Annotated in this window: 18 protein-coding genes; 12 read left to right on the plus strand and 6 right to left on the minus strand. The window is 52.9% G+C overall.

Annotation, left to right across the window (positions count from 1 at the left end; genetic code table 11):
- The first annotated feature begins 55 nt into the window (after positions 1-55).
- The 3 genes from HMPREF9156_RS0102340 to HMPREF9156_RS0102350 are packed head-to-tail and all read left to right on the plus strand — an operon-like array spanning position 56 to position 3,234.
- Positions 56-349: a DUF4193 domain-containing protein gene (locus HMPREF9156_RS0102340; protein WP_007147200.1), complete on the plus strand. Its 294-nt coding sequence runs from the start codon at positions 56-58 to the stop codon at positions 347-349.
- Positions 349-828 (plus strand): dUTP diphosphatase, encoded by a 480-nt coding sequence (dut, locus tag HMPREF9156_RS0102345; protein WP_007147201.1) that lies wholly within the window; start codon positions 349-351, stop codon positions 826-828. Before HMPREF9156_RS0102340 ends, dut begins: the two co-directional genes overlap by 1 nt.
- A gap of 48 nt (positions 829-876) precedes the next feature.
- Positions 877-3,234, plus strand: coding sequence for a RelA/SpoT family protein (locus HMPREF9156_RS0102350; RefSeq protein WP_007147202.1), 2,358 nt, complete (start codon positions 877-879; stop codon positions 3,232-3,234).
- Here HMPREF9156_RS0102350 and HMPREF9156_RS0102355 read toward each other — a convergent pair whose 3' ends face one another.
- The gene (locus HMPREF9156_RS0102355) at positions 3,235-4,623 is read right to left on the minus strand and encodes a DUF349 domain-containing protein (RefSeq protein WP_007147203.1); all 1,389 of its coding nucleotides are present in this window, start codon (positions 4,621-4,623) and stop codon (positions 3,235-3,237) included.
- A 79-nt stretch (positions 4,624-4,702) separates the two neighbouring features.
- Between HMPREF9156_RS0102355 and hisS the strand changes: the two genes are divergently transcribed.
- Positions 4,703-6,103 (plus strand): histidine--tRNA ligase, encoded by a 1,401-nt coding sequence (gene hisS, locus HMPREF9156_RS0102360; RefSeq protein WP_007147204.1) that lies wholly within the window; start codon positions 4,703-4,705, stop codon positions 6,101-6,103.
- A gap of 207 nt (positions 6,104-6,310) precedes the next feature.
- Entirely contained in the window at positions 6,311-8,107 is a 1,797-nt protein-coding gene (gene aspS, locus HMPREF9156_RS0102365) for an aspartate--tRNA ligase (RefSeq protein ID WP_007147205.1), read from the plus strand.
- A 100-nt stretch (positions 8,108-8,207) separates the two neighbouring features.
- Here aspS and HMPREF9156_RS0102370 read toward each other — a convergent pair whose 3' ends face one another.
- Complete coding sequence (locus HMPREF9156_RS0102370) at positions 8,208-8,762, minus strand: DUF3021 domain-containing protein (protein WP_007147206.1); 555 nt, start codon at positions 8,760-8,762, stop codon at positions 8,208-8,210.
- Positions 8,763-8,795: 33 nt separating this feature from the next.
- Complete coding sequence (locus tag HMPREF9156_RS0102375; protein ID WP_007147207.1) at positions 8,796-9,287, minus strand: LytTR family DNA-binding domain-containing protein; 492 nt, start codon at positions 9,285-9,287, stop codon at positions 8,796-8,798.
- Between HMPREF9156_RS0102375 and HMPREF9156_RS07315 the strand changes: the two genes are divergently transcribed.
- The 5 genes from HMPREF9156_RS07315 to HMPREF9156_RS0102395 all read left to right on the plus strand — a co-directional run bounded on the left by HMPREF9156_RS07315 (position 9,270) and on the right by HMPREF9156_RS0102395 (position 18,035).
- Positions 9,270-9,401: a hypothetical protein gene (locus tag HMPREF9156_RS07315; protein ID WP_267878469.1), complete on the plus strand. Its 132-nt coding sequence runs from the start codon at positions 9,270-9,272 to the stop codon at positions 9,399-9,401. The genes HMPREF9156_RS0102375 and HMPREF9156_RS07315 overlap by 18 nt on opposite strands.
- A gap of 124 nt (positions 9,402-9,525) precedes the next feature.
- On the plus strand, positions 9,526-12,159 hold the full coding sequence (locus HMPREF9156_RS0102380; RefSeq protein WP_029246328.1) for a DEAD/DEAH box helicase: 2,634 nt from the start codon (positions 9,526-9,528) through the stop codon (positions 12,157-12,159).
- Between the two features lie 86 nt (positions 12,160-12,245).
- A complete protein-coding gene (gene carA, locus HMPREF9156_RS0102385; RefSeq protein ID WP_007147209.1) occupies positions 12,246-13,376 on the plus strand; it encodes a glutamine-hydrolyzing carbamoyl-phosphate synthase small subunit in 1,131 nt (376 codons plus the stop codon).
- Positions 13,369-16,608 carry a carbamoyl-phosphate synthase large subunit gene (gene carB / locus HMPREF9156_RS0102390; protein WP_007147210.1) on the plus strand — a complete coding sequence of 1,080 codons (3,240 nt, stop codon included), beginning with the start codon at positions 13,369-13,371 and terminating at the stop codon, positions 16,606-16,608. Before carA ends, carB begins: the two co-directional genes overlap by 8 nt.
- Positions 16,609-16,610: 2 nt before the next feature.
- Complete coding sequence (locus HMPREF9156_RS0102395) at positions 16,611-18,035, plus strand: replication-associated recombination protein A (RefSeq protein ID WP_007147211.1); 1,425 nt, start codon at positions 16,611-16,613, stop codon at positions 18,033-18,035.
- Positions 18,036-18,151: 116 nt separating this feature from the next.
- Here HMPREF9156_RS0102395 and HMPREF9156_RS0102400 read toward each other — a convergent pair whose 3' ends face one another.
- Positions 18,152-18,796 (minus strand): hypothetical protein, encoded by a 645-nt coding sequence (locus HMPREF9156_RS0102400; protein WP_007147212.1) that lies wholly within the window; start codon positions 18,794-18,796, stop codon positions 18,152-18,154.
- A gap of 235 nt (positions 18,797-19,031) precedes the next feature.
- Here HMPREF9156_RS0102400 and HMPREF9156_RS0102405 point away from each other — a divergent pair, with 235 nt between their 5' ends.
- Complete coding sequence (locus tag HMPREF9156_RS0102405; RefSeq protein ID WP_007147213.1) at positions 19,032-20,711, plus strand: NAD+ synthase; 1,680 nt, start codon at positions 19,032-19,034, stop codon at positions 20,709-20,711.
- 36 nt (positions 20,712-20,747) lie between these two features.
- On the opposite strand, the gene HMPREF9156_RS0102410 is transcribed toward HMPREF9156_RS0102405, so the two are convergent.
- The gene (locus HMPREF9156_RS0102410) at positions 20,748-21,356 is read right to left on the minus strand and encodes a DUF998 domain-containing protein (RefSeq protein ID WP_081482456.1); all 609 of its coding nucleotides are present in this window, start codon (positions 21,354-21,356) and stop codon (positions 20,748-20,750) included.
- 109 nt (positions 21,357-21,465) lie between these two features.
- Here HMPREF9156_RS0102410 and HMPREF9156_RS06980 point away from each other — a divergent pair, with 109 nt between their 5' ends.
- A complete protein-coding gene (locus HMPREF9156_RS06980; protein ID WP_155998853.1) occupies positions 21,466-21,885 on the plus strand; it encodes a hypothetical protein in 420 nt (139 codons plus the stop codon).
- Between the two features lie 29 nt (positions 21,886-21,914).
- Here HMPREF9156_RS06980 and HMPREF9156_RS0102425 read toward each other — a convergent pair whose 3' ends face one another.
- Positions 21,915-23,165: a glycosyltransferase gene (locus HMPREF9156_RS0102425; RefSeq protein WP_007147216.1), complete on the minus strand. Its 1,251-nt coding sequence runs from the start codon at positions 23,163-23,165 to the stop codon at positions 21,915-21,917.
- Between the last annotated feature and the right edge of the window lie 48 nt (positions 23,166-23,213).

Consider the following 23,213-nt stretch of genomic DNA (forward strand, 5'->3'; position numbering starts at 1 on the left):
TCCAGAATTTCGTGTATTCTATGGCGCGTATCCATTTTTTGACGAAAGGCTATGTATGGCACAAGACTACGATACACCTCGGTCCAAAGACGAGGATGAAGAATCGCTGGAAGCGCTGTCCAACAGTACCCGTCAGGATCAGGCCTCTGATTTGGATGACGACGAGAATGCCATTGCGGAAGATTATGAGCTTCCAGGTGCGGATCTCAGCAATGAGGACTCTTCTGTTACCGTTATCCCTCAGCAGGGCGATGAATTTGTGTGCTCTGAGTGTTTCCTTGTATATAACCGCCGGCTCCTTGACCATTATGAAAACGGCAAACCCGTATGCAAGGACTGTGCTGCATAATGGCAGATGACAGAACGTATAACGGGCCTGAAAACGTTGAAGTGCTGATCACGTACAGTGACCCGGATATTGAAGCGGCAGGCCTGGGGTATGCGCATCAAGGTGATGCAGGATGTGACCTGCGCTGTGTGCAGGGGTTCGAACTGAAACCGTTTGAACGCGCCCTGGTGCCTACAGGGATATCTGTTGCGCTGCCTGAAGGCTATGTCGGGCTGGTCCATCCCCGTTCAGGCCTGGCCGTAAAACGCGGAATAACTGTCCTTAATGCGCCGGGGACTATTGACGCAGGATACCGCGGTGAAATCAAAGTCCCGCTTATCAATCTTGATCCGGATGAGACTGTGCATTTTGATGCCGGTGACAGGATCGCCCAGCTCGTTATCCAGAGATATGCAGAAGCGCGTTTCATAAAAGCAGAGGTACTGCCCGGGTCTGACCGTGCTCAGAATGGGTTCGGCTCTACGGGTGTCTCAGATTAGGAATTTCGGGGCTGTTGTATAGGATAGCTGTATATCCGAGGAGGCGCTATGAGTGATCCGCATCAGCAGCTGAGCGATGAAGATGCGCTTGCGCGCCAGCTTGGTACCGAGATCAGCACAGATCCCGCCAACCCTCTTCTGCCGATCTGGCAGTCAGTCCGTTACCATTATCCTGACAGTGACCTGTCTATACTCCGGAAAGCATATAAGCGCGCTGTTATCCAGCATTCGCATCAGCAGAGGCGCTCCGGCGAACCCTATATCATCCATCCCATAGCAGTTGCGCAGATACTTGCAGACTTGGGCATGAGCCCTAAAGTCGTAGCAGCGGGGCTTCTCCATGACACTGTTGAAGATACCGAGTACACCCTCGATGAATGCCGTGCTGAATTTGGCGATACTGTTGCGGGCCTTGTTGATGGGGTAACGAAACTGACGAAAATGGATGTCGGTGACAGTGCGCAGGCTGAGACTATCCGTAAAATGGTCGTGGCTATGAGCCGGGATGTCCGTGTACTGGTCGTCAAACTTGCAGACAGGGTGCATAATGCCCGTACCTGGCGCTATGTCAAAGAATCCAGTGCGCAGAAAAAGGCGCAGGAGACGCTTGACGTGTATGCGCCTCTGGCAAACCGGCTGGGGATGAATGCCATCAAAACTGAGCTCGAAGAGCTGTCATTCAAATCGCTCCATCCAAAGATATATCACGAGATCGTCCTGCTGGTCCAGAAGCGTGCCGGGCACAGGGACGAGTTCCTGGCCCGGATCCTTGACGACATCAACCATGACCTTGATGCGCAGAATATTAAAGCCTATGTAACGGGCAGGCCAAAAGACTATTTCAGCATTTATCAGAAGATGATCGTCAGAGGCCATGATTTTGAGAATATTTATGATCTTGTAGGCGTCAGGGTCATTGTTGATTCCATACGGGACTGCTACGCTGCGCTCGGGGCTGTGCACGCACGGTGGAAACCCCTTCCGGGCAGGTTCAAAGATTATGTTGCCATGCCTAAACTGAATATGTACCAGTCTTTGCATACAACAGTTGTCGGGCCGGGTGGAAAACCTGTAGAAATACAGATCCGTACGTGGGATATGCATCGCAGGGCAGAATTCGGGATCGCAGCACATTGGAAGTATAAGGCTAACGGGCAGTCCGGGCGGGCATTGTCCAAGCCTGACCAGTCAGATAAGGAACGTGAAAAGGATATCGGCCTTCGGCCGCAGGCCGAAGAGCCTCAGGAGCTTACGGAGGCTGATAACCTCAGGTGGATCCAGCAGCTGGCTGACTGGACAAGTGAGACCCCGGATTCAGATGAGTTCCTCGGATCGCTTAAAAAGGATCTGGGAGCTTCCGAAGTTTATGTGTTTACCCCTAAAGGGAGGATAGTTTCAGTCCCTCAGGGAGGCACACCGGTCGATTTTGCGTATTCAGTCCATACCGAAGTCGGGCATCGGACGATGGGCGCGCGCGTCAATGGGCGGCTTGTCCCGCTGGATACCCTTCTGGAAACTGGGGACACTGTAGAGATCCTTACCTCCAAATCTGATACACAGGGGCCTTCCCGCGACTGGCTGAATTTTGTTAAAAGCCCGCGTGCGCGCAATAAGATCCGCCAGTGGTTCTCGAAAGAACGCCGTTCTGAGATGATCGACGAAGGGCGCAATGAACTTATGCGTTATATGCGTAAGAGGAACCTTCCTACACAAACCCTTATGGGCATGGAAGCATTGCTTGGCGTGGCGCAGGACCTGAATCTGTCCAATGTCGATACGCTTTTTGCTGCGCTCGGCGACGGGCAGGTTTCAGCCCAGAATGTCGTATCCCATCTTGTTAAAGATGCTGGGGAAGGTGAAGTCGAAGAGGATATCGGGCAGTCCCTCCTGCCGTCCAGGCAGACGAGGTCAAAACACAGCAGCACTGCGGATATCGCTGTTAAAGGGGTAAGCGATGTATGGGTCAAGCTTGCCAAATGCTGCACCCCTGTGCCGGGTGATGCCATAACCGGCTTTATTACGCGCGGATCAGGTGTTTCGGTGCATCGGGAGGATTGCGTCAACGCCCAGCATCTCAGGAAGACCCATCCCGAACGTATGGTGGCTGTGTCGTGGACAGGGAATTCAGGGACGTTCCTCGTCAAGATCCAGGTGGAGGCCCTTGACCGCGGGCATCTGCTTACTGATGTTACAAAGGTGCTGGCAGATATGGGGGCTAATATCATTTCCGGAAAAGTTTCCGCCGGTGATGACCGTGTTGCCCTGTGCCAGTTCACTTTTGAAATTGCGGCACCAAGCTACCTGTCAAGGATACTGTCTGAGCTCCGCAAAGTTGACGGGGTCTTTGACGTATACCGTATAACAGATAACAAGCTTTCCGCGAACCCGCGGTTCCGCCAGCTTTAGCTAGCTGATAGCCTTGAGCCATGCCTCCTTGGCTGCCTTCTCCGACTCAAGGTCTTTTTTCTTAGCCGGATCAGCCTCAGCAGCTATCTTCCTGTCAAGTTCTGCCAGCTGGGCGTTCAGCTGCACTTCAAAATCGGATTTTCGTGCATCGGTTTCAGGATCTGACTGGGCCCACTGGGCATCTTCAGCTGCTTTGATCTGTTTTTCAACATCATCAAGGGCACTTTCGATGCGGTGGACATCTGTACGCGGCACATGCCCAATACTGTCCCAGTCATCCTGGATGCGGGCAAGCGCCTGACGTGCCTGCTTTGCCTGTTCTGCCGTGTTCACCGGTACAAGTGCCTGGGCTTTGACGAGCAGTTCTTCCTTTTTCTTAAGGTTTTCCGCTTCGTCTTCATTCGTCTTATTGCGGTCAGCCTGGCGTGCGTCGAAGAAGGTATCGGCGGCTTCGCGGAAACGCTTCCATAAAGCATCATCTTCAGACCTGCGGCCAACCCTGCCGGCAGCTTTCCACTGGTCCATAAGGTTATTGAACTGGCGTGAAGTGCCTGCCCAGTCAGTAGAATTTTTCAGCTCTTCGGCCCTGGCAATGATCTTTTCCTTCTGTTCTTTTGCAGCAGCCCTTACAGTATCTCGCTGCTGCATCCATGACCTCCGTGCAGAGTTGAACGAACTGCGGGCTGCCGAAAAACGCTTCCATAGCGCATCCGCCTGCGAGCGCTCAATATGGATCGAATTCTTCTGATGCTCCTGCCACCGGCTGAACAGCTCCTGGAGCTTGTCGCCCGTCTGTTTCCAGTTGACTGAATCATTCAGGCCTTTAACGAGCTCTTCGGCTTCAGCCACGATGTGTTCGCGTTCTTCAGCAGCTTGTGCCACTGCTGCCTTACGCTCCTGGGCAAGTTTTTCCTTGATTGCGGCTGATCTGGCCTTCAGCGACTCGAGCTGGTCCCTCAGTGCCGGGATATCCCCCACAACGTCAGGGGATTCAGTATCTTTCTCCAGCTGGGACAGGGTATTATCGATCTCGCAGGAACGGATGCTGCCGGCATCAAGGCGCTGGCCGAAACGGTCGATTTTGGCCTTGAGGTCAAGATATCTCCGGGCGAAAAAATGCAGTGCACCCTGAGCTGATTCTTTTGGCAGCTGGCCGACTTCACGCTCGTCATCGCCGTCTTTGACATACACAGTCCCGTCTTCTGCAACACGGCCGAAAGAAGACGCTTTTTCCAGATCCGCAGCATTGTATGTATTGACAGTACTTGATTTCTGCGTCCTGCCGGCGAAAGCTTTCGGGGAAGGGATAAGCGGTTTGGGTGCCTGCGAAGCTTCAGCTTTTTCAGACGCAACATCGGATGAGGTAGTAGTAACAGACTCATCAGTCATGGCCAACTCCTTGGTGGTAATAGGAAAGTGGAAACCGTGTGCACAGCGATTTCCTCAACATCACCTATTATAAAGGGTTATGGCTAAAAAAGGCGCATCAATTTCGGGATTCCCTGAGTGGCTCCCGCAGGAACGTGTTGTAGAACAGCGTGTTATCGATACTCTTCGCAGGGTTTTCGAGCTTCATGGATTTCTGGGGATCGAAACACGCGCAGTGGAGACGGGCGCCAGCCTGCTGAAAAAGGGGGAGACGAGCAAGGAGATATATCTGCTGTCCCGCCTCCAGGAATTTGGGCAGGATGATGCCCCGGTAGAAAGCCATCTTGGCCTCCATTTTGACCTTACTGTGCCGCTGTCCAGATATGTGGTTGAAAATTCGGGCGGCCTTGTTTTCCCCTTCAAGCGCTGGCAGATACAGAAAGTATGGCGGGGGGAGCGTCCGCAGGAGGGCAGGTACAGGGAATTTACCCAGGCAGATATTGATATAGTGGGTGACGGCACGCTGCCTGAGCATTATGAAGTCGATGCACCGCTGGTCATGGTTGAGGCGCTTGAGGAACTCCGCACTCTAGGTCTGCCTGCTGCAGTCATCCATGCAAACAGTCGCAAGCTTTCTGAGGGTTTTTACCGGGGTATTGGCATAACAGATGTTGACCCTGTGCTCCGTGAGATCGATAAACTGGATAAAATAACAGCTGATCAGGTCTCACGCCTTCTTCAGCAGGATGCAGGGTGTACTGCCGGCCAGGCTGAAGCATGCCTTCGTCTGGCACAGGTGACTGCTTCAACTGCTGACGGGCTGCGCGGATCGTGTGCGTCGTTATGTGAGGAATATGGGATCGAGCACGGATCAGATCCCTATGCCCTGATGCAGCAGGGTGTTGATACGCTCGCAATGATTATTGACAGGGCGTCAAAGATCCGTCCCGGCGCCGTGGTCGCTGACCTGCGGATTGCACGCGGGCTTGATTACTACACTGGTTCCGTGTATGAAACATTCCTTGACGGTGCTGAGCACCTTGGATCAATATGCTCCGGCGGACGCTATGATAACCTGGCCAGCCAGGGGAACCGCACATATCCGGGAGTCGGCCTGTCTATCGGAGTGTCACGGCTTGTTTCCTATCTTCTCCATACAGTCAGCGCATCGCCGTCACGGATTTCCCCGGCCTGTGTCCTGGTGGCCGTATGGGATGAGGACAGCCGTATGGTATCTGACAGGATCGCCGCAGCGCTCCGCAGCCGGGGTATCTCCTGCGATGTGTCGCCGAACTCTGCAAAAATCGGCAAGCAGATCAAATACGCCGACCGCCTGGGGATACCTTACGTGTGGTTCCCTGCTGAGCCTGGGGACGCAGATCCCGTACCCGGCCATGACCAGATAAAGAACATCATTACAGGGGAGCAGGAAGATGCCGATGTCTCTTCATGGGCCCCTGCACCGGATTATGCCCGTCAGGATATAACCGCCGGAAACTAGCAGGGCCTGGCAGGGCAGGATAGCGGAGCAGCGTCCCCTGTGCCTGTACTCAGGATGGGTATCTGTTATTCCTTCTATGCTCTCCCGTCCCGGCAGCTTCTTAAAGGAAAGCGGGAAGGCTTCTGCGGGGGATCCCTATAGAGGGTATGATGTACTCTTAGTGTGTTGAAAACTGAAGTTTGCTGTGAAAATTTGAGGTAAAAGGAAATGAGCCAGACAGCTTATCGTACACATCATTGTGCCGACATCACGGAATCGCTTATCGGACAGACAGTTATTGTCAGCGGCTGGGTAGACCGCCGCCGTGATCACGGCGGAGTGGCGTTCCTTGATGTGCGTGATGCGTCCGGGCTGGTGCAGGCAGTCATCTATGATGAAGAGGTTGCACGCCCACTGCGGTCGGAATTCGTTGTAAAGGTAACCGGGGATGTGCGCGAACGCCCTGAGGGCAATGAGAATGACCATATAGCTACAGGAAAGGTCGAAATTGTAGCCCGGGAAGTCATTATACTCTCGAAATCCGCAGCCCTGCCGTTCCAGGTATCAACAGCGCTGGCAAATGAAGCTGAAGAACAGCTTCCCGGAGATGATACCCGCCTGCGGTACAGGTATCTTGATCTGCGCCGCCCCCAGATGCAGCGCAATATCAGGCTCCGGTCTAATATGGCAAAAGCTGCCAGAAATGAGCTTGACAAACTCGGATTCACTGAGATTGAAACCCCTACACTTATTAAATCAACCCCTGAAGGGGCGCGTGACTTTGTCGTCCCGGCACGCCTTTCACCCGGTTCGTGGTATGCGCTGCCGCAGTCGCCGCAGCTGCTGAAACAGCTTCTGATGGTTTCCGGTGTGGAACGGTATTATCAGCTGGCACGGTGCTACCGTGATGAGGATTTCCGTGCCGACCGCCAGCCCGAGTTCACCCAGCTTGATATGGAGATGAGTTTTGTCAGCCAGGAAGACGTTATCGCGCTGGCAGAGCAGGTGATCGCAGCTGTATGGAGAAGCGCAGGATATGAGGTTACTCTGCCTTTCCGGCGTATCTCATGGGCAGATGCCATGGATAAATACGGTTCCGACAAGCCCGACCTGCGTTTCGGCAATCAGATCACAGACCTCACACGCTATTTTGAGAATACGCCGTTCCGCGTGTTCCAGGCTGACTATGTGGGTGCTGTAGTCTATAAAGGTGCGGCGGACCTGCCGCGCAGGCAGTTTGATGCATGGCAGGAATGGGCGCGCCAGCGCGGTGCCAAGGGCCTTGCATACGTGCAGTTCTCTGAAGATGGGGAACTCAAGGGGCCTGTTGCCAAGAACCTTTCCGATGAAGAGCGCAGCGGCCTTATGGAAGCTGTCCATGCGGAAGCCGGGGATGCTGTCTTTTTTGCTGCGGGGGCCAGAGAGCCTTCCCAGCTGCTGCTCGGCGCAGCCCGCGTTGAGATCGCAAAACGCCAGGGCCTGCTTAAAAAAGATGAATTTGCCTTCGCATGGGTTGTTGATTTCCCGCTGTTCAAGCGTACAGATGACCCTGATGACGATGATGTGGCTGTAGGCCATTCTGTATGGACCTCTATGCACCATCCTTTCACTATGCCAAGTGCAGACTGGATCGATACATTCGATAAGGATCCCGGGCATGCTATGAGCGATTCCTATGATATCGTGTGCAACGGCAATGAGATCGGCGGCGGATCGGTACGAATCCACCGGGATGATATCCAGGACCGTGTACTTGAAGTCCTGGGAATCGGTGAGGAAGAGGCGCAGGACAAGTTCGGTTTCCTGCTTGAAGCGTTCAAATTCGGTGCACCTCCGCATGCCGGCATTGCTTTTGGATGGGACCGCTGCGCTGCAATACTTGCCGGCGAGGATTCTATCCGCGATGTGATCGCATTCCCCAAATCCGGAGGCGGTACAGACCCTCTTACAGGTGCCCCTGCTCCAATTTCAGACGAGCAGCGCGCTGAAACCGGCGTGGACTATGATCCTGAAGAAGATGAATAGGCCGGCTGTTACACAGATAAATCGGATCTAATATGCGGGGGCGGCATTTCCAGCCGTCCCTGCATATTATTAGGCTTATCTCAGGATCCAGGATAACCGGTTATTCCCCCGTGTTGGGACTGTATGAATTGAGCCTGCTATTCAATGCCAGGATTTCCTTTTTTCCGATAAGATATGCAATGCCCCACAGAACTATATAGACTGCAAACCATATTGCTGTATATATAGCCAGCCATGCAGCGTTGAGCGGGAACCAGCCCGCTGCGATGGCAAGCGGTGTGAACAGGGCATAGCACATAAGGCAATGTATAGCAGTTCTCTTGAGTACTGACCAGTCACTCTTGAATCGGATATAAGTTACCCATGTGAACATTATGCCCATAAGTACCCATAACAGGAAGCTCACTGCGACTGCTGAAAGCTGGTTAGGGAACCGCCGCATGAATTGGGGGGAAGACGGGTAGTAGGCTGAGGTTCCGAATCCCATGCTGAAGGCGAGTGAAAACACGCCTCCTATAAGCATGCCCATTCCGGCGCCCATGACGGTATCGCGCAGGAAAGCCCCGATAGTCAGAGGACGATCTGTTTCGCCGATTTTCTTAATAGGCTTTTGCGGACTTTCGGATACAGGTGCAGATGCCAGTTTATGTGCCATAATAATATTCTCCTTAATATGTGATATCAGCAGTTATAACCCAAGCCTTCGCTTGAATTCGCTTATGAAGCGGCGTGATACCTGGATTTTCTGTTTGTTTTTCATAAAAACGGTGATCGTCCCGCTGAAACTCAGGTCCAGGAACTGGATATAGTCCATGTTCAGTGAGGCATTCCGCGATGTTTCAATAAACTTTCCGGGAAGCAGCTCCCGTATCTGGTAAAGCCTGCCTTTGTACTCATACTGCGCATCTTTTGTTGCCACACAGGTGCGGTCATGGAAAGTATACACAGCATAAATATCATCAGTATTTACCGGTACGAGGGAAGGCCCCATAGTGCACCACACTATGTCAGGACTGCCGGTATCCCCGGTAGGAATCTCCGGATGGCGGTGGTCATGTAATGGCCTTTCGGCAGTGAGCAGGTCAGCGGCAGCCTGTATGCTGTCAGTGATTTCAGTGATATAGAAATCTGTGTGCTGTTCATCCGCCATCTGTGGGTCAATATGGAAATTGACTTTCATAAGGCCGGCCTCCTTTCCAATGATGTTGGCCTCCCGCTGAATATCCCCGGCGGTAATACCACTATAAAGCACCAGTCCGGCCTGTGGTACGTGATTTGGGTGAACGGCAGGTAAAGCACGGTGAGCGGTTTGTTATGCCGCACTATATGATGGAATAGCCCGTTACAGACTGTTTACGAAACTGATCCCTGACTTATAGGAGCGGATGGTAATGGCACATACTGATATCTCGGGACGTATGGCTGCCCCGGCCGGCCCATCCGGACCGGAGCATGCGCCTGCTGTACAGGGGTCTTTGATCCCGGAAGGCTCCTTCAGTCCGGGTGCTGCAGAACTGGATGATGATGAGATCCTTGCCCGCTTCGAAAGATGGGTCAGCTCAGTCAGGCATCTCACGCTGTGGCCTCATCAGGAGGAAGCGGTGCTTTCGCTGTTATCCGGCAATCATGCCATTGTCAGCACGCCCACGGGATCAGGGAAATCCCTGATAGCTGTAGCAATGCACTTTATGGCGCTGTGCCGCGGCAGGCGGTCATACTATACAGCTCCCATTAAGGCGCTTGTTAGCGAAAAATTTTTTGAATTAGTTTCTATTTTCGGCGCCGGATATGTCGGTATGATCACAGGCGATACACGTATCAACCCGCAGGCGCCCGTGATCTGCTGCACTGCTGAGATACTTGCAAACCAGGCACTCAGGGAAGGCGAAAAAGCTGATATCAGTTATGTTGCCATGGACGAATTCCATTTCTACGGTGACCCTGACCGCGGCTGGGCCTGGCAGATACCGCTGCTTGTGCTGCATAATGCCCAGTTCCTGCTCATGAGTGCAACATTGGGGGATACCAGTGATATCGCTGCGCTGGTAGAAGGCCATACAGGCCGGGCAGTAGATACTGTCGCTGATGCGCCGCGCCCCGTGCCTCTGGAATATACGTATGCTGCCGAGCCTCTGCAGTCTGTAGTGAACAGGCTTATCAGCAGGGGGCAGGTCCCAGTTTATATAGTTCATTTTTCACAGGATGCCGCTGTCAATACCGCTGAAGACCTGTCAGGCCTGGGGGTCTCGAGCAAAGAGCAGCGGGATCAGATCCGTAAGGCATTAGCACATACAAAATTTACCACGGCTTTTGGGAAGACCTTAAAACGCCTGCTGCTTAATGGCGTCGGTGTCCATCATGCAGGCATGCTTCCGCGGTACAGGAGGATGGTGGAACAGCTCGCTCAGGACGGGCTTCTGCCCGTGATCTGCGGGACGGATACATTGGGAGTGGGAATCAATGTCCCGATACATACGGTTGTGCTGACAGCATTGGCTAAATTCGACGGGAGGCGGCAGCGGCGGCTTAAGGCGCGCGAGTTCCATCAGATAGCAGGCCGGGCAGGACGTTCAGGGTTTGATACGGAAGGGCTGGTGATAGCCCTTGCGCCTGAATATGAGATAGAAAATGCGAAAGCTCTGGCCAAAGCAGGGGATGATCCCAAAAAGCTTAAAAAAATCAAACGTAAAAAAGCCCCTGAAGGTTTTGTGAACTGGAGCGAGGCAACATTAACGAAACTTATTGGTATGCAGCCGGAAACGCTTGTGCCGCATATGAAAGTTTCCCATTCACTTGTCCTTGATGAGATCGCCCAGGGAGGCAATGCATGGAAGCGTATCAGAGAGCTTATCAGCAGCAGTGCCCAGCCTGAGGGGAATAAAAAGGAACTCCTGGAAACTGCAGCATCTGTTATGCAGACACTTATCAGTTCCGGGATCGCTGAGAAATGGGAACTGGAAGACGGCACCACAGACTATATGCTTGCAGTGGATATGCCTGATGACCTTGCGATGGACCAGCCGTTAGCGCCATTCTTTATAGCTGCACTTGAGCTTCTTGACCCTGATGACCCTGCATATGCGCTGAACATCATTTCTGCTGCTGAAGCTACACTGGAGGATCCCCGTCCAATACTGCGTGTGCAGGAGCGGCGGGAACGCGATGAAGCCATGGTCCGTATGAAGGATGAAGGGATAGATTATGATGAGCGTATGGACAGGCTGCAGGAGGTTACGTATCCGCAGCCGCTCAAGGATCTGCTTATACCCGCTTTTAACCAGTATCTCCGCGATATGCCGTGGGCGGCGGATTATGATGTAAAACCAAAATCAGTCCTGCGCGACATGATTGAACAGTCAGCTGATTTCTCCCAGTATATTTCAAGTTATAGGGTGTCCCGCAGCGAAGGCACGCTTCTGCGATATCTCAGCGATGCATACCGCGTACTTTCGCGTACTGTTCCTCCGGATAAGGCGGATGAGCGCCTGCGTGATATCATCCAGTGGCTGGGGTACGTTGTGCGGACTGTGGATTCCTCGCTTGTTGACGAATGGGAAAATTCTTACGGCGAAGCATCCAGGGAGCATAGCGGCGGTACTGGGTCCCAGGAAGCTTTTTCCGCGCCGCCCCCTTCAGGTATGGAAGCGGTAGCTGCCGACCGCCGCGCGCTCCGCGTCCTTGTCCGTAATGCGATGTTCCGCCGGGTGCAGCTTATGGCGCTTGAGGACAGCCAGGCCTTGGGGGAAATGGATGGCAGCTACGGATATGGGGTCCATGAATGGGATGCTGTCCTCGACGGTTTCTTTGATGCCCATGATGATATCCTTACAGATACCGATGCCCGTTCTGCAGAGTTCTTCATCCTTGACGATTCACAGGAAGCGGCAAGCCATACATGGCATGTCCGCCAGGTGGTATGCGACAGCGACGGCGACAATGACTGGGCCATTGACGGTATTGTCGATATAGTAAAGACACAGGACGAGGGCGATGCGGTATTCAGGCAGTACAGGGTGGGCTCTGCTGAGCAGCTGCGCGATGTCGAACCGTAACGCTTAAATAATAGGGATATCCACAAGCTCAACGCATAAGATCTTGCATGCTGTGGCCTTGCTCCGCAGTATGCGGGGAGGCTGTTATGGAACGGTTGCTGGTCCTCGAAGACGGGACGATATACAGGGGCTTCGCCTTCGGATCCGATATTTTCCGTATTGGTGAACTGGTTTTTAATACATCAATGACAGGGTACCAGGAAATCATCACAGATAATTCCTATTGCGGGCAGATCATTACAATGACCTACCCGCTTATTGGTAATTACGGTATAAACGGGGACGATAACGAAAGCCTGGAACCTGCCCTGTTCGGCCTGGCTGTACGCGATTACTGCCCTGAGCCGAATAACTGGCGGAGCCGGGAGACGCTGGACCAGTATCTGAAGCAGAAGGGCATACCGGGGATATATGGCATTGATACTCGTGCCCTGACCTTGAAGATACGTGAGGCCGGGACGATGAAGGCAGCAATGGCTGCTGCCGATGCTGATACTGATACGCTTGTTTCACAGCTGAGGTCGGCAGATTATCTGCATGACCAGGTGAAGCGTGTATCAACAGCCCGCCCGTTCCCTGTCCCTAACCGCGGGCATAAAGTTGTGCTGATGGATTTCGGCGAGAAACTCGGTATAATCCGCGAACTGTCAAAACGGAACTGCGATCTGATCGTTGTACCGTGGAATACGGATGCGGAACAGATCATGGAGTACCGCCCTGATGGCGTAATGCTGTCCAACGGCCCGGGGGATCCTGCTGATATCCCCGAAGCAATCGACACAGTACGCCGTCTTTTAGGGCAGGTAAGCATATTTGGCATATGCCTGGGGCATCAGCTTATTTCCCTGGCATGCGGGGCACGGACTTTCAAACTGAAGTTCGGCCATCGCGGATCCAACCATCCTGTGAAGAACCTGTCTACAGGGCGTGTAGAAATAACAGCGCAGAACCACGGATATTCTGTAGACATCGGAAGCCTTGCCGGAACGGGGCTTGAGGTCACTCATGAGTCGCTTAATGATAAAACGTGTGAAGGGGTACGGCATCAGGAATTCCCTGTATTCTCAGTGCAGTACCATCCTGAGGCAAGCAGCGGACCGCATGACAGCAATTACTTATTCGATGAGTTTATTGCCCTGATGGACAGGGAATATGCCGGCAATGCGGGATCTGTCCGTCCCGGCCGGCGTGACAACATGGAGGTTCGGAATGCCTAAACGTACAGATATCCATAAAATACTTGTTGTCGGTTCCGGACCTATAGTTATCGGGCAGGCAGCTGAATTTGACTATTCAGGGTCCCAGGCATGCCAGTCACTGCGGGAAGAGGGGTATGAGGTAGTCCTTGTCAATTCAAACCCCGCAACGATTATGACAGATACATCTATCGCAGACAGGGTATATATTGAACCGCTGACTACGGAATTCCTCAAGCGCGTAATATATAAGGAGAGGCCTGATGCCATCCTGGGAACGCTGGGCGGGCAGACCGGCCTGAACCTGGTCGTTGCCCTCCATAATGACGGGGTGCTCGATGAATTTGGCGTAGAAATACTGGGAACAGACCTTGAGGCTATCAATAAGGCTGAAGACCGGGAGCTCTTCCGCTCACTGATGAACGAACTGGGGGAGCCTGTCCCGGAAAGCGATATAGTCCATACTGTAGAAGATGCAGAGAAATATGCCAGTGAACTCGGGTATCCCGTGGTTGTGCGGCCGGCATATACGCTGGGCGGCACTGGCGGCGGTTTTGCGCATAACAGGCAGGAGCTTCGCCGTATAGCTGATGCCGGGCTGAAAATGAGCCCGGTGCACCAGTGCCTCATTGAGCGCAGTATCGCGGGTTTCAAAGAGATCGAATATGAAGTTATGCGTGATGCCCATGATAATGCCATCGTGGTATGCACCATGGAAAACATTGATCCGGTCGGGATCCATACAGGCGACAGTATTGTAACGGCACCTGTGCAGACGCTTACCGACCGGGAGAACCAGATGCTGCGTGATGCTTCATTAAGGATCATCAGGGTTTTGAAGATATGTGGCGGGTGCAATGTCCAGCTGGCGCTGGATCCGGACAGCTTCTCATATTATGTGATCGAAGTCAATCCGCGTGTATCGCGGTCGTCGGCGCTGGCAAGCAAGGCAACAGGGTACCCGATTGCCAAGGTCAGTGCGAAGCTTGCTGTAGGGCTGCATCTGGATGAGATCATCAACCCTGTGACAGGGACATCGTACGCCTGTTTCGAACCGGCTCTGGACTATATCGTGACGAAATTCCCGCGTTTCCCCTTTGACAAGTTCCCCGATGCGGACCGCCAGCTTGGCACGCAGATGAAAGCTACGGGCGAAGTCATGGCTATCGGCCGTACCTTTGAAGAGAGCTTCCTCAAGGCAGTGCGCTCGCTTGAAACGAAGCTTGACCATGCGCAATGGCCCGATTATTCGGAGCTTGACAGGCAGGAGCTGATGGAACGTATCCGCCGCCGCGATGACAGCCGTATTTTTGCCGTAATGCAGTGGCTTCGCAACGGATACAGCGCGCAGGAGGTCCATGATATTACGAAAATAGATGCTTTCTTCCTGTCCCACCTGCAGAAAATCATACGCTTGGAAAATATGCTTCGCGAAAACAAAGGCGACAGGGATGTTTTGCGGGATGCAAAGCGGAGCGGTTTTTCCGATCCGTATATCGCACGTGTGTGGGGTATGGATGAGGCCAGCATTCACAGTATGCGCCGGAAGTATGGGATTATCCCTGTCTATAAGATGGTGGATACCTGCGCCGGTGAATTTGCCAGCACAACGCCGTATTTTTATTCCACGTACGAAAACGGTTCGCAGAACGAATCCCTGCGCTCGGACCGCAAAAAAGTGGTAGTTCTGGGTTCGGGGCCTATCCGTATCGGGCAGGGTGTGGAATTCGACTATGCAACGGTGCATTGTGTGGAAACATTGCGCGATGAGGGCTATGAAGCTATCGTTATCAACAATAACCCGGAAACCGTATCAACAGACTTTTCCATCAGCGACAAACTGTATTTTGATCCCCTTACCGTTGAAGATGTCATGCATGTCATTGACCTTGAGCAGCCGCTTGGCGTCGTTGTCCAGTTTGGCGGGCAGACAGCCATCAATATTGCGGCATCCCTTGAAGAGCGGGGAGCGCGCATTCTGGGGACATCACTGGAGGATATTGACAGGGCTGAAGACCGCCATAAATTTGAGGCTGCTTTGAAGGGGCTGGGGATACCTCAGCCCGAAGGCGACACTGCAGTAACTGTTGATGAAGCACTTGTCATTGCAAACCGTATCGGTTATCCCGTGCTTGTACGGCCCAGCTATGTCCTGGGCGGGCGTGCCATGGAGATCGTCCATAATGATGGTGAGCTCAGGGTCTATATGGCTACTGCGGTGAAGGAGATCAGCCACGATGCGCCGATCCTTGTAGACCGCTACATCATGGGCAGGGAGCTGGAAACGGATGCTGTTGCTGACGGCGAAAATGTTTATATCCCGGGTGTTATGGAGCATATTGAACGTGCAGGCATCCATTCCGGGGATTCGATCTCCGTGTATCCTGCGCAGATGGTCCCGCAGGATGTTAAGGATACTATCATTGATTATACTGCACGTATCGGCAGAGGCTTCCATTTTATAGGGCTGTATAATATCCAGTTTATCGTTGATAAGGAGAACCGGGTGTACGTCCTTGAGGTCAATCCCCGCAGCTCGCGGACTGTACCCTTCCTGAGCAAGATCACTGGCGTTGCTATGGGCAATATAGCTGCACGGGCGATCCTCGGGCAGTCTGTCAGGGACCAGGGCCTTACCCCCGGGTACAGGCAGGAGCCCCAAAATGCTGTATTCGTGAAGGCCCCTGTGTTCTCTTTTGCCAAACTGCGCAGTGTGGATACGGTGCTTGGCCCTGAGATGAAATCAACAGGCGAGGCACTGGGAGGCGACAGCACCCTTGACAAGGCGCTGTATAAGGCCCTGGTCGCAAGCGGAGTGCAGATACCGGAGCATGGGAATGTACTGATCACCGTTGCAGATAATGACAAGGCAGAGGCTTTGGACCTGGCCAGGCGTTTTTCAGCGATCGGATATGGCATTTATGCAACGGGCGGTACAGCCGCATATCTGAAAAGGCATGACAGCTCACTGTTTGTCCGTAATGCTGCAAAAGTAAGCGAGGCCGCTGAGGGGCATGATTCAGTAACGGACCTGATCCAGAAAGGCCATGTGAATTTTGTGATCAATACTATCTCCAGTTCAAACAGGGATCTGCAGAACGACGGGTTCCTGATCCGCCGTGTGAGCGCCGAGAATGCCATCCCGTGCATGACGAGCTTTGATACAGCACGGGCGCTGCTGAGCGTTATGGAATCGCGTACATTCAGGCTGGAAAGCATGGGCGGGCAATGCAGCAGATCGGCGGCTGAGTAAAAATGGCTGGAGATAACCTTTTTGATGCTGCTGAAGTACCGGATGGTGTGGCAACACGGCCGCTTGCTGTACGGATGCGCCCTGCATCGCTAGATGAAGTCATAGGGCAGGAGCATGCGCTCACACAGGGGTCGCCGCTGCGCCGTGTTGCGGCTGAGCCTTCGCATTCGCGGACAGCGCCTACGTCGATTATCCTTTTCGGCCCTCCGGGAGTAGGGAAGACTACTCTGGCATATATCACAGCGCAGCAGTCGGGGCGTGCTTTTGAAGAGCTTTCAGCAGTTACTTCCGGTGTTAAAGATGTGCGCGAGGTACTTGCCCGTGCCCATGAACGTCTGGTATCGCAGGGACGGGAAACTGTCCTGTTCATTGATGAAGTCCACCGCTTCTCCAAATCCCAGCAGGATGCCCTGCTCCCAAGCGTAGAGAACAGGGATGTGACCTTTATAGGCGCTACTACGGAGAACCCGAGTTTTTCCGTTATCCCGCCTCTCCTTTCACGATCAGTAGTGGTGAAGCTTGAGGGGCTGTCCAACGACAATATACGCGAAATCGTTGAGCGTGCTGTCCGCAGCAGGAAAGGGCTCCACAATGAGGTCCGCATCAGCGATACTGCCGTTGATGATATAGTGCGCATGGCCGGAGGGGACGCTCGCAAGTCCCTGACTATCCTTGAGGCTGCTGCCGGTGCTGTTACCGGCGATAGGGAGAGGGCTAAAGGCAAACGCCGTGCCGTTATCACTTCTGATACTATTTCCCGCGTTATGGATACCGCACAGGTCCGGTACGACCGTGATGGTGACGGCCATTACGATGTTGCCAGTGCATTTATCAAATCCATGCGGGGATCCGATGTGGATGCCTCCCTGCATTATCTGGCCCGTATGATCCGTGCGGGGGAGGATCCCCGGTTCATAGCACGCCGCATTATGATAGCTGCGTCAGAAGAGGTAGGGATGGCAGCCCCGCAGGTACTGGGTATTACGGTTGCCGCTGCACAGGCTGTATCGATGATAGGTATGCCGGAAGCGCGGATCATACTCTCGCAGGCTGTAATCGCAGTAGCAACTGCACCTAAGTCAAACGCAAGCTATATGGCGATCGATGCAGCGCTGGCTGATGTGGATGCGGGGGATATAGGGCAGGTCCCGCTGCATCTGCGCAATGCCCCCACTGCTTTGATGAAGGAGTGGGGGAACCATGACGGCTACATTTATGCCCATGATGCACCGCATGATATTGCCCGGCAGGAATATATGCCGGAGGAACTGCGCGGACGTGAATACTACCACCCGAAGCCTAACGGTTATGAGCGTGAATTGAAGCCGCGGCTTGATACTATCCGTGAGATACTTCATGGCGGCGGCCGGCCGCAGGATCCCGGCCATGCTGGTGAGCAGGATAACAGCAGCAACAGCAATAAGTGATGCTGTAACCACAGCCGGATCCCTGACGGCAGTAAAAATAATAAAATGGGCTTGGAGCTGTGGCCCCAAGCCCGCTATCATAATCCAGATGGCAATAAATAGTATTTATCTGCTAATCAATGAGAATCGCCGGACGATCCTGAATCAGCTCCATTAGTCCCTGAGGGCATCCCCGGTGCCGTATTCTGATTCGCCGACGAATTACCACCTCCATTGCTGCCGGGGCCAGCCGGGGCTGACCCGCTTTGACTGTTTCCTGAGTTCAAACCCGGTGCCCCATTGGGAGCTGAATTCCCCTGTGAGCCTGAGTTTGAACTGCCCGGTGTACCTGTGCCGTTCTGGGTATTCCCCTGTGAACCGTTGCTACCCGGGCCGCTGTTAGATCCTGTGCTTCCCGGCCCCTGCCCCATGCCGCCCCGGGAACCTCCCGACCCGCCGCCCGGTATCCCATTGCTTGAAGCTGAAGCTGCCCCCGCAGCTGCTGTATAGATCGCCCCTCCGGCTGCGCCTCCTGCGAGGCCGCATGCCAGGGCCACTCCTGCTGCCAGAAGCACTACCTTATTGCTTCGCTTTTGTGTGCCCTGCACTGCAGCTGCTGCCGGTGCTGCACCCGATGCGAAGCTTTCCGGTTGGGCAGCGTACTGCATATTGGTGGGGTTATCAGCATAATCAGTCTTAGGAAGGGCGGCAGTTCCTGCTGCATACGTATCTGCAGAAGCCTTCTTAGCAGAAGCTTCATCATTATAGTCTGGTGTACTCATTGTTTTCCTTTCAGCATGAGCGCCGTATTTTTAATTATGGGTACCAGATGTCCTGGCAATACCTATTACAATGCTTCTTCCTCAAAGCAATCTCCATCAAAACTGATATAGATTTAATAATTAACTTCTAAAATTCGGGATTAAAACTGAATGTAAGCTGATAAGGATAATACTGTTCGGAGAACTCAGCTGCATAACGGATAGAAGAATCTTGTACGGGTATTAGTATAACGGTATGGAAACAAGTGGAGAGCTTACTTTTGCTTTGGCTCAGATCAATACGTGTGTTGGCGACCTCGACGGGAATGCCGCTAAGATCCTGGGCTACTCGCGTACCGCTGCGGAGAAAAACGCGGATATCGTCCTTTTCCCGGAGATGGCCGTAACGGGGTATCCTATTGAGGACCTTGCCTTTCGCAATACCTTCCGCAAAGCGGCAGATACAGCGGTCGGGAATATAGCCCGGTCCCTTAAAGAAGAAGGATTGGGGCAGCTATACGTCGTCCTGGGCACAGTAGGTACAGACAGCAGCGGGAAGCCGCGCAACAGGCTGCTGGTTATCCATAACGGTACAGTCGAAGCCCAGTATGATAAGCATTTTTTGCCTAATTACGGCGTATTCGATGAATTCAGGATTTTTGCACCTGGGCAGGACGACCTTATCCTCACAGTAAAAGGCAGGCGGATAGGTTTCGCTATCTGCGAGGATATATGGCAGGATGGGGGGACTGTTGAAAAACTGGCGCATAAAGGTATTGATATCCTGGCAACTATCAACGGTTCGCCATATGAGGAAGGCAAGTCCCATACCCGTGTTGACCTGTGCAGGCGGCGTGCCCGGCAGGTCAATGCCCCCGTTATCTACCTTAATCAGGTAGGGGGGCAGGACGACCTTGTCTTTGACGGGGCCAGCTTTATTGTCAGCAGGGACGGATCAGTCATTGGACGGTCCAGACAGTTTGCCGAAGATCTGGGTCTCTGGACGTATACTGCGCCTGAAAGCGTCTCCGGCCCCGGATCCGGTGCTGATACCGGAATGCAGACAGCACCCGTGATGGATCCTGATGAAGAAGTTTATACGGCATGCGTTACCGGCTTGCACGATTATATGGAAAAGAACCGCTTCACCGGTGTGGTCCTGGGGCTGTCCGGCGGTATAGATTCAGCTCTTGTTGCGGCCATGGCAGCTGATGCCTGCGGCGGGGAAAATGTATGGGGGCTCTCCATGCCCAGCATGTATTCATCTGACGGGTCTAAAGATGACGCCGCTGATCTGGCCTCACGCATCCATGCACATTATGAGATACAGCCTATTGAGCCTTTATTCAAAGTTTTTGAGAGACAGACAGGTGTTGACGGCGTAGCTGCCGAAAACCTTCAGGCGCGTATACGCGGTGTACTGGTGATGGCCTATTCTAATTCAAAAGGCCTTCTGGCCCTTGCTACAGGGAATAAATCCGAGCTTGCCTGCGGATATTCTACGATCTATGGTGATGCTGTCGGCGGTTATGCGCCTATCAAAGATATATTGAAAACCAAAGTATGGCAGCTTGCACGGTGGCGTAATAATGCGGCACGCTGCAGGGGAGAGGTGCCTCCCATCCCGGAGAATTCCATCACGAAGGCCCCGAGTGCTGAATTGAGGCCGGGGCAGAAGGATTCTGATTCGCTGCCGGAATATGCATTGCTTGATAAAGTCTTAGAGGCATACATTGAAAAAGTCCATGGGCGTGCAGACCTCCTTGATGACGGTTTTGATGCGCAAACAGTCAATACCGTCATGCGCCTTGTGGACCAGGCAGAGTGGAAGCGGCGCCAGTATCCGCTGGGTCCCAAAGTCACAGCCCTGGCTTTTGGCCGCGACCGCCGCCTTCCTGTGACCAGCGCATTCCGGGAGGACCGGCCGCGGGGGTGATGCCGGGCTGCGGCAGGCCAGAAGACGTAAAAGCACCTATCTCAGCTGTGTTGAGATGATCAGAATGCAGAAAACCAGGAAATATATGTTCCCGGAGTATAGGAAAATGCGTTCAAAAAGGCCGAAATATTTTTTCATAACCGGCAGGACCATTCCCAAAATAAGGGTACTCAGCCCTATCCTGACGATATATTCGATCGCCTTAAGGACAACAAAAAATCCCATACTTACCGGCTTAAGATAATCCGTCATATTGAGTATGAGGATAGCTAATGCAGTGAACTGGAGTACTGCAAACAGAAGATGCAGCCTCCCTTGTGCAGTTTTTGGCGCCCCTTCAATATCAGTAGGGAACACAGCTACCCCTATGAAACCGACCAGCGTAAAAATGAGCATAATAATTGCGATACTTTTGAAAGTAAATACATACTTCCATGCGACGAGGGCGATCGCTATAAAGATATTCCGTATAATGCCCGAATATCCGGCAAGAAGGAAATATTTCCTGCCCTGCCCTACGCCGTAATCACTGACCGCATGATGTATCGGACTGTAAATGTGCTTATTGGCTATGTGAAGATAGGCCATTATCCCCAGGTAGAAAATTATGCAGAGAATGGAAATGGAAGCGCTGAAAATTGCCATAAGCATCCCTTTTGATATAAGCTATACACATATTTATATTAATATACCTGAAAACCTCTGTAAACCTGTTATGGCCAATATACAGCCTTGTCGGAAAGGAACCATGGTTGTGGACAAAGATACAGCTGGCACTGTGAAAGGTAGCAGCAACAGCGAAAATCCCGGGGAAAAGGGCCGCATTGATATTGAGGCGCTGAGGAAAGAGCTGCCGCCGGTCAGCAATGATGAATTGCCTGATCTGTCCGACGGGAAGAAGTGGTATTACAATACTCGTACCGGTGACATAGAACACGGCAAACTGTCCTCATTTACCCATCGCATGGGTCCGTATGATACGCGCGAGGATGCAGAACGTGCTTTGAAGATAGCCCGTGCGCGCAACGATATATGGGAAGCTGAAGATAAGGAATGGGCAGGGGATGACTCCCAGGATACTGACAGCCCTAAAGAGGCCTCACGAACTGGAGGTAGCAGCACAGACCATGACCCTGCCCGGAACTCAGACAGCGATAATCCTTCATGGATCTGACCGTACGGACAGTTCCACGCAGCACAGCATCAGCCGTAATTGGTAATGATCCAGTCTGCAGCGTTTTCCGTTCCATGTTCCTGTTTGAGTACAGCCCCTATCTTTTCCGATTGCCCGCGGATACCAGCTTCTTTAAGCATATGAAAGTGCTGTTTTAATTTCTCCGCTGTAAGCGCCTGCTCGGAGATCGGTTTTAATGCATACCCTTTACGGTACAGGTACTGTGCCCAGAAAGGCTGATCGCCTGAACACGGCATTATCAGCTGCGGTATACCTGCCCTTAATGCCGCTGCTGATGTCCCTGCCCCGCCATGGTGGAAAACTGCACAGCATCTGTTGAACAGAAGGTCATGCGGCGCCTGCTCTGCCGCAAAAATCAGGTCATTGCCGCTGAAGTCAATAGAGCTGTTGCCTGTCAGGAGGACGATACGCTGCCCTGTTGCCTGCGCAGCGCTTTCCAGCATATCCATGAAACGGTGCGGATTTTTTAATACGATACTGCTGAAAGTAACGGCTACAGGTTCGGGCCCGGAGTATATGAACTGTTCAAGTTTTTTGTCCAGTGCATCCTGTGTGTTGAGGAAGAAGAACCCCGGCAGCCGGACATGGCCTTCCCAATCGGTAACATCTGAGAAGAGGCTTGGGCTTATCGGGTAGATAATCGGTATTTCCTGGCCTTCCCGATAATATGTATACGCTCCGGTTTTACGCGCAGGAAGGCCCAGGGTATCATGCCGGAACTGGTTGATCAGGGATATCTGCGCTGATTCGCTTCTGCGGTTCACCAAATAGGTTTTGCGGTTAAGGAACGGTCCAAAATTATGATAAGACGAGACCGCAGGGCAGGGGAAGCTGCTTATCGGGTAAAGAACCGGGGCAGGAGGCATGCTGACACAGGGTATGCCGAGTTTAACAGCCACATCAACAGCACCCAGGGCTTTAGGGTGGTAGACAATGAGATCGGCTCCCTGGGCAGCAGTATAGTAATCGTCCATCGTTGCACGGTAACCGGGGTTGATAACTTCCCTGACAAGTTTCAGTGTAGTCTTCATATGGCGGATGGGTTCCTGCGAAACCGCCTTTCCTTCAGGGGTCCGGATAATTTGCATCAGATCGAGGGAAGCCGGATAAAAGCTGACGCCTTCTTTTTCGATGGCTTCCCTGAAGCTGCTGCCGGCGGCAATAACGCTATGGTGCCCGCGGCGGTCCAATTCTTTTGCCAGTGCCAGGAATGGCTGGACATCACCTCTGGTGCCAGCTGTCAGGAAACATATCTTCATAAGGACCTATCCAGGATAGTTTTACAGTATATACAATAATCTTACTGT

The organism is Scardovia wiggsiae F0424 (assembly GCF_000269605.1).
GTDB lineage: Bacteria > Actinomycetota > Actinomycetes > Actinomycetales > Bifidobacteriaceae > Scardovia > Scardovia wiggsiae.